The sequence below is a fragment of the Pyxidicoccus sp. MSG2 genome, assembly GCF_026626705.1.
Taxonomy (GTDB): Bacteria; Myxococcota; Myxococcia; order Myxococcales; family Myxococcaceae; genus Myxococcus.
Window position 1 is genome coordinate 9,941,087 of record NZ_JAPNKC010000001.1, and the last position, 13,540, is coordinate 9,954,626.

A 13,540-nucleotide genomic window follows, 5' to 3' on the forward strand; every position below is an offset into this window, starting at 1 on the left:
CTCCCTGCTCGCGGCCTGCGGAAAGTCGCCCTGCGTGCCAGACGTTTCGCTCTACGCTTCGACGCATTCGAGTCCGCATCTGTCAGGAGCAGGGAGCTGCGATGAATCGACGCGACCTCATGACTGGAATGGTGGCGGCTGGGACCACCCTCCTCCTCACTCCTGAAGGGCGTGCCGCGGCGGAGCCCCCACGTGCGCCAGGGGGGCCCGCAGGTCCACCCGCGCCCGCCACTCCGGGCCCCGGCAAACACGCGGTGGCGCCGCTGCCCTTCAACCCGGCGAAGCTCAAGGGGCTCTCGGAGAAGCTCCTCCGCAGCCACCACGAGAACAACTACGGCGGGGCGGTGAAGAACCTCAACAAGGTGGAGGAGGAGCTGGCGCGCGTGACGAAGGACACGCCGGGCTTCCTCGTCGGTGGACTGAAGGAGCGGGAGCTGACCTTCACGAACTCGATGATCCTCCACGAGGCGTATTTCGGGAACCTCGGCGGGGACGGCAAGGCGAGCGGCGCCATCCAGAAGCTGCTCGCGACTGCGCACGGGGACTTCGGCCGGTGGGAGGAGCAGTTCCGAGCCACGGGGGCCAGCCTGGGCGGTGGGAGCGGCTGGGTCCTCCTGACGTACAACTTCCACTCCGGCCAGCCTCAGACGTACTGGAGTGGCAACCACAGTCAGGCCTCGGCCAACGGATACCCGCTGCTCGTCATGGACATGTACGAGCACGCCTACCAGATGGACTACGGCGCGGCGGCCGCCCGCTACATCGACGCCTTCTTCCAGAACGTGAGCTGGGACGTGGTGAATGCCCGCTTGGAGCGGGCCCAGAAAGCCGCGGCGGCACTTCGCGGGTGAGCGGGTGCCTGCCCCAACACTCGGCCAGGATGGACGCGCGAGGGGAGGGGAACTGCTTGCGGGCTCGTCGTGGCACTTACTGGCGGCCGGGGCCGTGGGTCCGGTCAGTGCTTGTGGCGGTGGTGCAGGTCCGAGACGTGCGGGTGGTCATGCGTGACGGGCTCGTGCCGGTGGGGATGGCTGTGCGGCTCGGTGGTATCCACGCCGGGATGATGCGCGTGCTGGTGGTGCGCGTCATGGACATGCAGGTGCTCGTGCTCCAGCACCCTGTGCGTGTGCACGTGGCCATGCCGCTCGCGCAGCAACAGGACGACGCCCGCGGCCATCAACGCGCCGGCCAGCAGGTCCAGGGGCCGCAGCCGCTCGCCGAGCAGGGGCACCGCCACCAGGGCGCCCACGAAGGGGGCCGTGGCGAAGTACGCCGCCTCACGTGCCGCGCCCAGCAGGCGCAGGGCATAGGCGTCCAGGACGATGGACAGCCCGTAGCTGGCGAAGCCGAGTACCAGGGCGGCGCCCAGCACCGTCCCGGAAGGGAAGGGCTGCCCGGTGAGCCAGGCGAGGACGAGCGTGCACATGCCCGAGCCAAGCGCCTTGGTGCGCACGAGCGCGAGCGGGTCCTTGAGGGACAGCCGTTGCGTGAGGTTGTTGTCCACCGCCCAGGCCAGGCACCCACCGGCCAGGGCCAGCACGCCCAGCACATCGCCATGCAGTTCGCCCTCCTGGAAGCCCAGCACCGTGGCACCCGCCATGACGAAGCCAGCGGCGAGCGCACCCGCACGGCCCAGGTGCTCTCCGAACACGAGCAGCGCCAGGAGGATGGTGAAGGGGCCCTCCAGGTTGAGCAGCAGCGAGGCTGCGACGCCCGAGAGCCGCTGCAGGCCCACCAGCATCAGCACCGGCCCCAGCACCCCGCCACAAAGGATGACCCCGAGCAGCAGTGGCACGTCCTTGCGCCCGAGGCGCGCCTCGCTTCCGGGGATGACGGATGGGCGCAGCCGCCGCAGCGCTGTCATGCAGGTGAGCCCCAGCCCGCCACCCAGGTAGAGGAGCGAGGCCAGCACCAGCGGCGTGCTGGACGGCAGCAGCAGCTTGGCCACCGGCGCGCTGACCCCGAAGAGGGCCGCGGCGGACAGCCCGAGCATCGCGCCCTTTACACGAGGAGATACCGGCACGCTTCCTCCTCAGCTCGTCCAGAGCTCGGATTCGAGGCAGTTACTATTGACGATAGTAGCTGGCCAGGGCTAGATCTGCCTTCGTGAAGAAGCGCACCTGGGAGCCGCTCGGCACGCTGGAAGCCGCCGTGATGAACGTCGTCTGGACGCACTCGCCCGTCACGGCCCGGGAGGTGTGCGACCGGATGACGGGCCGCGAGGAGCGGGCCTACACCACCATCATGACGACGATGGACCGGCTGCACCGCAAGGGTCTGCTGGAGCGCGAGAAGGACGGCCTGGCCTGGCGCTACACCCCGGCCCTTTCCCAGCCCGAGTTCGAGAAGGCGCTGGCGGACGGGCTCGCGGCCGACATCCTCCAGTCCCATGGTGAGACGGCGCTGGCCGCGTTCGTGGATGCGGCGGCCGACGTGGATGAGTCGCTGCTCGACAGGCTGGCGCAGCTCATCGCCGCGCGGCGGCGGGGGCGTCGATGATTTCGGCCCTGGCATTCCTCCTGGAGTGCGCGGCGGTGGCCGCGGCTGTCGGGGTGCTGGCCTCGCTGCTGGTGGGGGGCGTCTCCATGCTGTCGTGGCCCTCGCTGCGACTGCGCCCGGCGCTGCGGGCGGATGGTGCCTTCGTCCTGGGCACGCTGCCCGCCGTGGTGGCGCTGGCGGTGGTGGCTGCCGCCGCCGCCCCGTCCCTGTCCGCGATGCTCGGCTGGAGCCATGACCACTGTGGCAGCCATGGGCACCATCTCCACCTCTGCATCCTGCACTCGTCGGGCTTGAGGCCCGTGCTCGCGGTGGTGGGCGCGGCGGCACTCGCCACGTTCATCTTCCGGGCGGGAGCGCTGATGTCGAGGGTGATGCGGACGCGGGCCCTGCTCGCCGCGCTGGAGGCGCTGGGCTCCTCGCGTCCGGGCGCGTTCCCCGTGGTGGCCGTGCCGGGAGCACCGAGGCTGTGCCACGCCGCCGGGGTGCTCCGCCGACGCATCCTCATGTCCGCCAGCCTGGACGGAGCCATGGCCCCGTCGGAGCTGCGCGGAGCGCTGGCCCATGAAGAGGCTCACCTGCGGCGCAGAGACCCACTGGCAGCGCTGCTGCTCTCCTTCGCGGGCCTCTTCGCTCCACCACCCCTGGCGCGGGTCTTCCTCTCCGTCTACCAGACGGCTGCCGAGGAGGCGTGCGACGCGGAAGCGGTGCTCGCGGTCGGCGATGGAACCGTGGTGGCCGAGGCCCTGGTGAAGATGGCGGCCCTCCAGCGGCGTGCGTCCACCGTGGCCGGTGTCCCCGCCTTCGGCAAGCTGGCACTGGAGCAGCGCGTGCGGCACCTCCTGGATGGGGAGGCGCGGCCAGCGGCGCCGTCCCGAGCACTCCTGCTCGCGGCGGGGGCCGGGGCCGGCGTGCTCTCCTTCGCGCTGCTCCACGCGGCCTTCCTCCACCACGCGGTGGAGACCGCCCTCCACCTCTTCTCCTGAACGACGGCCATGCCCACGCGCGCGCTTCGCTGCTCTCTGTCCTTACCTACTATCGCCAGTAGTATGTTGTTGCTCCTGCTGGCCGGTGGTGCCGCGGCACAATCCCCGCTGACCGAAGCGCAGTACGTGGAACAGGTGCTGTCCGCGAGCCTGGACGCGCGCGTCGCCGAGGCGGAAGCGGCGGTGGGCCGGGCTTCGGCGGTGGGTGTGGGGCTATGGCCCAATCCCACGCTGGAGTGGCAGCGGGAGAAGGCCACTTCTGGCGCGGGAGACGGGGCGAGCCAGGACATCTTCAATGTCTCCATTCCGCTGGTGCTCTCCGGGCGCCTGGGCCTGGAGTCCGAGGCCGCCGCCCGTGGGGCCCAGGCCGCGGAGGCACACCTCGCGAGGTCTCGGGGAGAGCTGCGGCACGAGGCAGTCAGCACCTTCGTCGTCGTGCTGGCCGCGCAGGAGCGGCGGGCCATCCTGGAGGAGTCGCTCTCCTCCCTGAGTCGCCTGGCGGAGGCCATCGCCGCGCGGGAGCGGGCCGGCGAGGCCGCGGGCTACGACCGGCTGCGCATCGAAACCGAGACGGCGGCGGTGGAGGATGCGCTGAGTGGCGCCGTCCTCGACGAGCGGCAGGCTCGCGCGGAGGCGCTGCGTCTGCTGGGGTCCGGTGCGAAGGCGCTGCCAACGTTCCAGGGCTCCCTGGCTCCGGAACGCGCCCTCCCTGCCGCGAGCAACCTCCTGGCCGAGCTCGAGGCTCGCCGCGCCGATGCCAGGGCATTGGAACTGGAGGCGCAGGCTGGCGAGACGGCGCGCCGGGCGGCGGCGCGGGGCTGGATTCCGGACCCCACTGTGAATGCCGGCGCCCAGCTCATCAACGTGGGACAGGCGGGAGCCGGGGCGGGGTACGTGGTGGGACTCTCCATTCCGCTGCCACTCTTCGAGCGGAGGCAGGGCCAGGAGGCCCAGGCGGACGCCCGGCGTCAGCTCGCCGAGGCCCGCCGTGCCGCGCTCCTGCACGCCGCCCGCACCCGTCTCCGCATGGTGCTGGATGAGGTCGCCGGTCGGCGTGAGCGGCGCGCGAGGCAGTGTGAAGGCGTGCTGAAGCGTGCGGAGGAGCTGCGCCGCATCGCCCAGGCGGCCTACCGGGGCGGAGGAGCGGACCTCCTGGTCCTGGTGGACGCCGAGCGGACCGCCCGCGAGGCGCGGCTGACGGCCGTGGGCCTGGCCCTCGATGTCGCCCAGACCGAAGCAGACCTCTTCCTTCTCTCGGGCGCCTGGGACGGCGCCGAACTCCGGAGTGCCCAGCCATGAGCCGCCCGCATCTTCTCGCCCTGGCCCTCGCGTGCGTCCTCGCCGCGTCCTGCAAGGAGCACGGTCACAGCCATGAGGGCGAGGCCGCCCATGGCCATGATGAAGGCCACGGCGCAGGGGCGCCCCACGGTCACAACAAAGGCGGCGCTCAGGTTCCGGCGGGTGCGGCGGAGCCGGAGCGCCCGGACCTCTCCGTCACCGCGTACCAGGACGGCCTGGAGCTGTTCATGGAGTACCCGGCGCTGGTGGTGGGGCAGCCGTCGCCGCTCGTGGCCCACTTCACGGACGCGCGCAACCCGGACGGCTTCAAGGTGGTGACGAAGGGGAAGGTGACGGCCACCTTGCGCTACGCGGATGGCTCCGAGGAGCGCTTCGTGGCGGAGAAGCTGCTGCGCGACGGCATCTTCAAGCCGGAGGTGCGGCCCACGAAGCCCGGCGAGGCCACGCTCACCCTACGGTTGGAGGGTGAGCAGGTGGCCGGCACGGTAGAGGCAGGCAAGGTGACGGTGTTCCCCTCCGTTGCCGCAGCCGTGGCCGCCGCTCCTCCCGAAGAGGCCGGCGAGCCCACGGTGCCATTCCTCAAGGAGCAGCAGTGGAAGACGCAGTACGCCACGGAGCCCGCCGAGGCGCGTGTCCTCCAGGGAGGTGTACGTGCCAACGGCGAGCTGAAGCCGGTGGCGGGCCAGGCCGCGGAGCTGTCCGCGCCCGTGGCGGGTCGAGTCCAGGTGGGCGGTCCGGTGCCGCACCTGGGGCAGGCAGTGAAGAAGGGCGACGTGCTCGTCAGGCTGGCGCCCACCACGGTGGTGGGCACGACGGATCTGTCCACCGTGGAGATGGAAGCGGCGCGAGCCCGTGCCGAGCTGGGTCTGGCCGAGCGCGAGGTGACGCGGGCGGAGGAGCTGCTCGCGGCCAAGGCCATCCCCGAGAAGCAGCTCGACGCGGCCCGCGTGGCGCGGGAAGTGGCGGCGGCCCGGGCGTCGGCGGCGGAGCGCCAGCTCGCCCTCTACCGCGGCACGCAGAGCGGAGCGGGCGGCCCGGGTGGCGCGGCCTTCGAGCTGCGCTCTCCGCTGGAGGGCGTGGTGTCCTTCGCGGACGTGATGCCGGGGGCTGTGGTGGAGGCGGGCAAGCGGCTCGTGTCCGTCATCAACCCGTCGCGGCTGTGGCTGGAGGCGAAGGTGTACGAGGCGGACGCGCCCAGGGTGGAGCGCTCTCCGGGGGCGTCGTTCACGGTGGCGGGCTTCCCGCAGGAGTTCACCGTGGACGAGAAGACGGGTCGCCGTGTCGCGGTGGGCTCCGTGGTGGACCCCACCACGCGCACCGTGCCCGTGCTCTTCGAGCTGCCCAACCCCGACGGCGCCCTCAAGCCGGGCATGTTCGCCAAGGTGACGCTCTACACGGGCGAGACGCTGCGCGCGGTGGCCGTCCCCGAGTCGGCGGTGGTGGACGACAACGGCCGGCCCACCGTCTTCGTCATGGAGGGCGGCGAGTCCTTCTTCAAGCGCGCCATCCGCCCCGGCGTGCGCTCTGGCGGCTGGGTGCAGGTGCTGGACGGGGTGAAGGAGGGCGAGCGCGTCGTCTCGCGTGGCGCCTACGAATTGAAGCTGTCCACCGCCACCGGGGCCATCCCCGAGCATGGCCACCAGCACTAGCCCTCTTCCTTCCAAGGCACGACGAAGATGAATCGTCTCATCCGCTGGTCCATCGACAACCGGCTGCTGGTGGTGGCCGCCTCCGTGGTGCTGCTGGTCCTGGGCTTCCAGGTCGCCCTGAGCATGCCGGTGGACGTCTTCCCGGACCTCACCGCGCCCACCGTCACCGTCCTCACCGAGGCCCACGGACTGGCGCCCGAGGAGGTGGAGACGCTCGTCACCTTCCCCATTGAGACGGCCGTCAACGGCGCCACGGGGGTGCGCCGGGTGCGCTCGGCCTCGGGCGTGGGCATCTCCATCGTCTGGGTGGAGTTCGAGTGGGGCACGGACATCTACACCGCGCGCCAGGTGGTGAACGAGAAGCTCCAGCTCGTCGCCGCGCAGCTCCCGCCGGACGTGCCCCCTCCCTCCATGGCGCCCATTTCCTCCGTCATGGGGGAAATCCTCTTCCTTTCCGTCTCCTGGCAGGAGGACGCGTTGGCGAAGGACGCGGCGGGCCGCGAGGCGCAGATGATGGAGGCACGCGGCGCGGCGGACTGGGTGCTGCGCAAGCGCCTGCTGTCCGTGCCGGGCGTCTCGCAGGTGGTGCCGATTGGCGGCTCGGTGAAGCAGTACCAGGTGCTCCTGCGCCCGGAGGCCCTGCAAGCGCTCAATGTCTCCTTCGAGCAGGTGGCCACCGCCCTGCGCACGACGAACCACAACGCCTCCGGCGGCTTCTACGTGCAGGGTGGACAGGAGTACCTGCTGCGCGCCGTGGGGCGGGCGAAGGGCGTGGAGGACCTGGCGAGCACCGTCGTGACGGTGCGCGGGGGCGTGCCGATTACGGTGGGGCAGGTGGCCGACGTGCGGGTGGGGTCTCGTATCAAACGCGGCGAGGGCAGCGCCAACGCGGAGCCCGCCGTCATCCTCGCGGTGATGAAGCAACCGGATGCCAACACGTTGGCGCTGACCGAGCGGCTGGACGCGGTGCTGGACGAGGTGCAGCTCACGCTTCCGACTGGGATGGTGGTGGGCCGCAATATCTTCCGGCAGTCGGACTTCATCTCCGTGGCCGTGCACAACGTGTCGGTGGCGCTGCGGGACGGTGCCATCCTCGTGGCCGTCATCCTGCTCATCTTCCTGATGAACGCGCGGGCAACGTTCATCTCCCTCACCGCCATTCCCCTCTCGCTGGTCGCCGCGGTGCTGGTGCTCAAGGCGCTGGGCGTGACGCTCAACACCATGACGATTGGAGGGCTCACCATCGCCATTGGCGCGCTTGTGGACGACGCCATCATCGACGTGGAGAACGTCTTCCGGCGCCTGCGGGAGAATGCTCACCTGCCGGAAGGGCAGCGGCGGCCCGCGTTGGAGGTCATCTACCAGGCCTCGGTCGAGGTGCGGCAGGCCATCGTCTTCGCCACCCTCATCATCATCCTCGTCTTCCTGCCGCTCTTCTTCCTGTCGGGGCTGGAGGGACGGATGCTGGCGCCGCTGGGGCTGGCGTACATCGTGGCCATCGCCGCCTCGCTGGTGGTGGCCGTGACGCTGACGCCCGCGCTCTGCGCGTACCTGCTGCCCAATGCCAAGGCCCTGGGGGCGGAAGAGGGGCCCTTGCTGCGCTGGCTGAAGGCGCGCTACCGGCCCCTGCTGCTGTGGACGCTTGCACGGCCTCGCGCCATCCTCGCGGGAGCGGGTCTGGCGCTCGTGGCCACGCTGGCCGTCGTCCCGTTCCTCGGGCGCTCCTTCCTGCCCGAGTTCAACGAGGGCACCCTCACCCTCAACGTCGTCACCCTGCCGGGTACCTCGCTGGAGGAGTCGGACAAGCTGGGCCGGAGGGTGGAGGAGGTGCTGCTGTCCTTCCCCGAGGTGGTGTCCACCTCCCGGCGTACCGGCCGGGCCGAGCTGGACGAGCACGCCCAGGACGTCAACGCGGCGGAGCTGGACGTGGGGCTGGACCTGTCAAAGGGCGAGCGCGGCAAGGAGGCGCTGCTGGAGGCGATGCGCAAGGCGCTGACCCAGGTGCCCGGCGTCATCGTCACCATCGGTCAGCCGCTCAGCCACCGCATCGACCACATGCTGTCGGGCACGCGGGCCAACATCGCGTTGAAGCTCTACGGTGACGACCTGGACCGGCTGCGCACGCTCGCCGAGCAGGTGAAGAAGGTGGCCGAGGCCACCCCGGGTGCGGTGGACGTGGCGATTGAGCAGCAGGTGGACATCCCCGAGCTGGAGATCCGCACGGACCGGGACGCGGTGGCGCGCTACGGCCTCACCACGGGCGAGGTGGCCGAGGCGGTGGAGCGGGCCTTCGCCGGGGAGACGGTGGGCACCGTGCTGGAAGGGCAGCGGGTGGTGGAGATTGCCGTGCGCCTGGATGACGCCTCGCGGGTGGACGTGGACGCCATCGCCGCCACCCTGGTGGACACGCCCGTGGGGCCCTCCATTCCACTGAAGATGCTCGCGAGCCTCACGCGCGAGTCGGGCCCCAACACCATCAGCCGCGAGGGTGTGCAGCGGAAGATGGTGGTGCAGGCCAACGTGGCGGGACGCGACTTGTCCGCGGTGGTGGACGACCTGCGGGCCCGCATCTCCAGCGAGGTGCCCATGCCGTCAGGCTACTACGTGGACTATGGCGGCCAGTTCGAGAGCGCCGAGGAGGCCACGCGCACCATCGCCTGGCTGAGCGTGGCGGTGGTGGTGGGTATCTTCCTGCTGCTGGTGGTGGCCTTCGGCTCGGTGCGCAACTCGCTGCTGACGCTCATCAACCTGCCCCTGGCCCTCATCGGCGGAGTGGTGGCGGTGGCGCTCACGTCCGGCGTGGTGAGCGTGGCGTCGCTGGTGGGCTTCATCACCCTGTTCGGCATCGCCACGCGCAACGGCATCCTCATGGTGAGTCACTACGAGCACCTGATGACGGAAGAGGGGAAGGGGCTTGCCGAGGCCGTGGTGCAGGGCTCGCTGGAGCGCCTGGCGCCCGTGCTGATGACGGCGCTGTGCGCGGGGCTGGCTCTGGTGCCGCTCGTCATCGCGGGCGACGAGCCGGGAAATGAGATTCAGGCGCCCATGGGCGTGGTCATTCTTGGGGGCCTGATGTCCTCCACCTTCCTCAACATGCTGGTGGTGCCGGTGCTCTTCCGTCGCTTCGGCCGGCGACTCATCTGACCGCGCAGTCGCTACGAGGCCGGTTCCTTCGCGCGCGAGCGCAGCACCGCGCCCAGCACCTCGGCCGTGTCCGGTGGGAGCCGGGCGAGGTGCGTGTAGAGCACGTCCTCCACCTGGGCCACCGTCTCCGCCGGCGCGCCGGCCTCACGCAGGCCGGCGAGCACCGTGTAGGCCGCCGCACCGAGCGGTCCGACGAAGCCTCGCGACTCCTCCCAGAACTCCTCGAAGCAGGGCACGGCGTCCCCGGCGGCGACGCGGACCAGCCGCCCCAGGCAGGCGCCCCACCAGGCGCGGTGGGCCTCCAGTGCCTCGGAGGTGGTGAAGGGGCCCTGGCGCACCTCCACGCGCGTGCCGCCATTCACGGGGCGCAGGGCGATGGCGGCGCGCGTCGCGTCCGCGCCGAGCCTTCCGCCCTCCCACGCCATCTCCAACTCGAGCCCCTCGCCCGGTGTCACCGAGAGAATCTGCCCGCGCTGCGTGAAGGGCGCACCGCTCGCGTCGATGAGGCTCACCTGGAACGGCTCGCCGGACGCCACGTCGCCGGTGGCACCCGTGCGGTGGCCTCCGGGAGGCGCGCCGTACCAGCGGCGCAGCCGGAAGGGGTCTCCGAAGGCCGCGAAGACTTCGTCCGGGCCCTGGGCCAGCCACACGTCCATCGTCAGCTCTCTCATGCCATCCCCGCGCGGGTGCGAACCTCGAAGCGCGGGACGCCGGCCCGCAGGGACTGGGGGACGCGGTACTGCTCCACCACCAGGCTGATGCGCGCCCCCGAGAGCGCCGGGGCGCCCGCGTCGATGGCGGCGACCTCGTGCGTGAGGTCCCCGCGGAACACCACCAGCGTGCGCGGCACGGGCTTCAGCGCCGCCACCCGGTTGCCCCGGTGGTACAGCCGCAGCTCTCCGCCCGAGAGCGTCTCCGGCACCTGGACATAGAGCACGCTCACCGCCACCGGACAGCCGATGCCGGCGCCGTAGAACTCCAGGCTCCGGTCGATGTGCGCGCCCACCCCGCGGCCCTCGCGCACCAGCAGCGGATTGAGCAGGAACGTGTCGCAGTCCGGCAGCAGCGCGGTGTCCAGGTAGGGCGCGAAGGCGGGGAACAGCGCCGTCACCTCCGGCAGGGCCTCCCGCTGGAAGGTGATGGAGAAGCCATACGTCCCGGAGAATTGTCCGGACAGGTTGGAGTCGCCGAGCAGCGAGGAGCCGAGGATGGCCTCGCGGATGGCGTCGACCGTCGGGGGCGGCAGGGCCTCGGGCGTGCGGTGGACGAAGCTCTGGAGGCGGAAGGCTCCGCCCCAAGGTGGCTGGAAGCGCATGGGCGGACTCTAGCCCACCCTGGCGCCAGGCAGGCAGCGGCGCGGGTGGACCCGGCGAGCCGGAGGAACCCGTGTCTGCCTGCTTCTGTTCTGTGCGCCGTTCCCTGCCCATCTCTACGGGAAGGGTGGGGATGACCATGCCGGGCGACGTCCAGAGCATCTTGCGCTCCCCCGAGCGACTGGCCGCGTTGCGCCGCACCGCCCTGATGGGCACCCAGGCCGAGGAGGCCTTCGACCGGCTCACCCGCCTGGCCTGTCGCATCCTCCGCGCCCCCATCGGCCTGGTGAGCCTGCTCGATGACAATCGTCACTTCTGCAAGAGCTGCATCGGCCTGCCGGAGCCCTGGCTGAGCCGGCGCGAGCTGCCGCTGTCGCACTCGCTCTGCAAGTACACCCTGGCTGCCGATGACCCCCTCGTGGTGACGGACGCCCGCGAGGACCCCGTGCTCCGCGAGTGCCTGGGCGTGAAGGAGATTGGTGCGGTGGCCTACGCGGGCGTGCCGCTCGTCAGCTCCGGGCAGACGCTGGGAGCGTTCTGCGTCCTCGACACCGTCCCGCGTCACTGGACGGAGGACGACCTCCACGTCCTGAGGGACCTCGCGGCCTCGGTGATGACCGAGGTGGAGCTGCGGGCCACGCGCGAGGTGGAGGTCGAGGCGAGGGCGGAGCACGCGCGCCGCGAGGAGGCGGAGGACGCGCGCCGGCGGATGGCGCTGCTTGCGGACGCGGGCTCGCTGCTGGCGGACGTCTCCCGGAGCGAGGCCTCGCTCCAGCGGCTGGCCGAGCGAATCATCCCCGACCTGGGCGAGCTGTGCGTCGTGGAACTGCTCGTCGACGACGGGCCCTTCTCCTCCGGCCCCTGGCTGGCCCACGTGGAGGCCTCGGGATTGGACCGGCTGCGCGCCGTGCTGTCCTCTCCGGATGCGCGGGACGCGTGGCGGGCCAGCGAGACGCCTGGGACTCTCCGGCTCTGTCTGGATGAAGTGCCTTCCGCTCGGAGGGGACTCGAGTCGTTCCTCCGACGGCTGGACGTGCGGTGCCTGCTGCGCGTCCCGGTGCTCACCGCCCATGGGCTGGACGGGTTGCTCACGGTGGGGCGCGGCTCGCGGGACGCGCGGCCCTACCAGGACGTGGAGGTGGAGGTGGCGCAGGCGCTCGCGGAGCGCATCGCCGTGGCGTTGGAGAACGCGCGGCTCCTCCAGAAGGTGCGCGAGGGCGTCCGCTCCCGCGACGAGTTCCTCTCCATCGCCGCGCACGAGCTGCGCACGCCGCTGACGCCCCTGAAGCTGCAGTTGGAGACACTCCGCCGCAGCGTGGCGGCCGCGGGCCTCGAGGACGCGCGGGTGATGCGCCACCTGGAGCGCTCGTCAGCCCAGGTGCAGCGCCTGGCCCAATTGGTGGAACGCCTGCTGGACGTGTCGCGCGTCGCCACCGGGCGGCTGGGGTTGCTGCTCGAGGAGCTGGACCTGTCCTCCCTGGCCACCGAGGTGACGGACCGCTTCCGAGAGGAGGCGGAGGCCGCGGGCAGTCGGCTGGAGGTCCACACCCCCGGCCCGGTGCGCGGCGTGTGGGACCAGCTCCGGCTGGAGCAGGTGCTGTCCAGCCTCCTGTCCAACGCCATCAAGTACGGCGCGAGCCGTCCCATCGAAGTGTCCGTGGAGGGGCACGGGGAGCTGGTGCGCCTGTGCGTGAGGGACCATGGCATCGGCCTCAAGCGCGAGGACACGGGCCGCATCTTCGAGCGCTTCGAGCGCGCGGTGTCTCCCAAGCACTATGGCGGCATGGGGCTGGGGCTGTACGTGGCGAAGCAGATCATCGAGGCCCATGGCGGCACCATCGTGGTGCGGAGCCAGCCGGGGCAGGGCTCGACCTTCACCGTGGTCCTTCCCACCCAGGTGCCGCCCCGGCAGCTCTCCGCGGAGCAGGGAGCGTCCGCCGCCTCGGGGGCATGAAAGGGGGCGCTCATGGGAAGAGGAGGTGTCCGCCCGCTCTGTTTCGTGTCAGGTCCAGCAGCTCCTCGGAAGATTGGAGCACGGACCAGGTGCCCTTCTCTTCGGGGACCAGGCTCCCGGCCGCACGCCCTCCCGCCACGAGCGGGATGTTCGGCGTCGTGCGGTGCAGCAGCTCCAGGGTGAACCGCGCGGCCTCGAGGCGCTCTGCCATGCAGACGGAGAGCCCGACGAAAGCGGGCTGCTCGCGGGCGACGAACACCGCCAGGTCCCGGGCGGGCGTGTCCGCCCCCAGGAAGCGCACGTGCCAGCCGTCGAGCGCCAGTATCTGGGCGACGAGCCGCGCCCCGAGGAGGTGCTGTTCGCCGGGCACGCAGGCGATGACGGCCCGGGGTCCGCCCTGGTGCCATCCGAGGCCGGGCAGCAACTGGGTCAGCAGCTCGCGCAGCAGCTCCGAGGCGGCATGCTCCTCCGCCACCGTGATGACGCCGCCGCACCACCGGTCGCCCACGGCCTGCATGACGGGCCGGGCCAGCGCATCCACGAGGAACGCGGCGCCGCCATCTTCCATGTACCGCTGCACCGCCTCGAGCACCGTCCCGCTATTTCCCACGAGGAGCGCGTCCGCGACGACTTCGGGAGAAGGCAACACTGTAGGGGGCAAGGCACCCACCTCCTGGCACTCGGGTTCCACCTGGGAAC

At 71.3% G+C, this 13,540-nt stretch carries 11 protein-coding genes; 7 read left to right on the forward strand and 4 right to left on the reverse strand.

The genetic code is table 11. The features are described 5' to 3' along the window. The first annotated feature begins 254 nt into the window (after window positions 1-254). A complete protein-coding gene (locus tag OV427_RS38725; protein ID WP_267861257.1) occupies window positions 255-851 on the forward strand; it encodes a superoxide dismutase in 597 nt (198 codons plus the stop codon). A gap of 104 nt (window positions 852-955) precedes the next feature. On the opposite strand, the gene OV427_RS38730 is transcribed toward OV427_RS38725, so the two are convergent. Then, window positions 956-1,993, reverse strand: coding sequence for a DMT family transporter (locus OV427_RS38730; protein ID WP_267861258.1), 1,038 nt, complete (start codon window positions 1,991-1,993; stop codon window positions 956-958). 113 nt (window positions 1,994-2,106) lie between these two features. Here OV427_RS38730 and OV427_RS38735 point away from each other — a divergent pair, with 113 nt between their 5' ends. From OV427_RS38735 to OV427_RS38755, 5 genes are all read left to right on the forward strand, one after another. Next, on the forward strand, window positions 2,107-2,499 hold the full coding sequence (locus OV427_RS38735) for a BlaI/MecI/CopY family transcriptional regulator (RefSeq protein ID WP_267861259.1): 393 nt from the start codon (window positions 2,107-2,109) through the stop codon (window positions 2,497-2,499). Further along, on the forward strand, window positions 2,496-3,482 hold the full coding sequence (locus tag OV427_RS38740; protein WP_267861260.1) for a M56 family metallopeptidase: 987 nt from the start codon (window positions 2,496-2,498) through the stop codon (window positions 3,480-3,482). Before OV427_RS38735 ends, OV427_RS38740 begins: the two co-directional genes overlap by 4 nt. Before the next feature lie 69 nt (window positions 3,483-3,551). Further along, on the forward strand, window positions 3,552-4,781 hold the full coding sequence (locus OV427_RS38745; protein ID WP_267861261.1) for a TolC family protein: 1,230 nt from the start codon (window positions 3,552-3,554) through the stop codon (window positions 4,779-4,781). Then, the gene (locus OV427_RS38750; protein ID WP_267861262.1) at window positions 4,778-6,430 is read left to right on the forward strand and encodes an efflux RND transporter periplasmic adaptor subunit; all 1,653 of its coding nucleotides are present in this window, start codon (window positions 4,778-4,780) and stop codon (window positions 6,428-6,430) included. The genes OV427_RS38745 and OV427_RS38750 overlap by 4 nt, the downstream gene beginning before the upstream one ends. Before the next feature lie 27 nt (window positions 6,431-6,457). Continuing rightward, a complete protein-coding gene (locus OV427_RS38755; protein ID WP_267861263.1) occupies window positions 6,458-9,574 on the forward strand; it encodes an efflux RND transporter permease subunit in 3,117 nt (1,038 codons plus the stop codon). A gap of 11 nt (window positions 9,575-9,585) precedes the next feature. Here OV427_RS38755 and OV427_RS38760 read toward each other — a convergent pair whose 3' ends face one another. Together OV427_RS38760 and OV427_RS38765 are read right to left on the reverse strand one after the other, a co-directional pair. After that, entirely contained in the window at window positions 9,586-10,245 is a 660-nt protein-coding gene (locus OV427_RS38760; RefSeq protein ID WP_267861264.1) for an SRPBCC family protein, read from the reverse strand. After that, the gene (locus tag OV427_RS38765) at window positions 10,242-10,889 is read right to left on the reverse strand and encodes a 2OG-Fe(II) oxygenase (RefSeq protein WP_267861265.1); all 648 of its coding nucleotides are present in this window, start codon (window positions 10,887-10,889) and stop codon (window positions 10,242-10,244) included. The genes OV427_RS38760 and OV427_RS38765 overlap by 4 nt, the downstream gene beginning before the upstream one ends. A gap of 137 nt (window positions 10,890-11,026) precedes the next feature. Here OV427_RS38765 and OV427_RS38770 point away from each other — a divergent pair, with 137 nt between their 5' ends. Continuing rightward, window positions 11,027-12,841, forward strand: coding sequence for a GAF domain-containing sensor histidine kinase (locus OV427_RS38770; RefSeq protein WP_267861266.1), 1,815 nt, complete (start codon window positions 11,027-11,029; stop codon window positions 12,839-12,841). 10 nt (window positions 12,842-12,851) lie between these two features. On the opposite strand, the gene OV427_RS38775 is transcribed toward OV427_RS38770, so the two are convergent. Continuing rightward, window positions 12,852-13,502, reverse strand: coding sequence for a cobalamin B12-binding domain-containing protein (locus tag OV427_RS38775; protein ID WP_267861267.1), 651 nt, complete (start codon window positions 13,500-13,502; stop codon window positions 12,852-12,854). Window positions 13,503-13,540 lie beyond the last annotated feature (38 nt).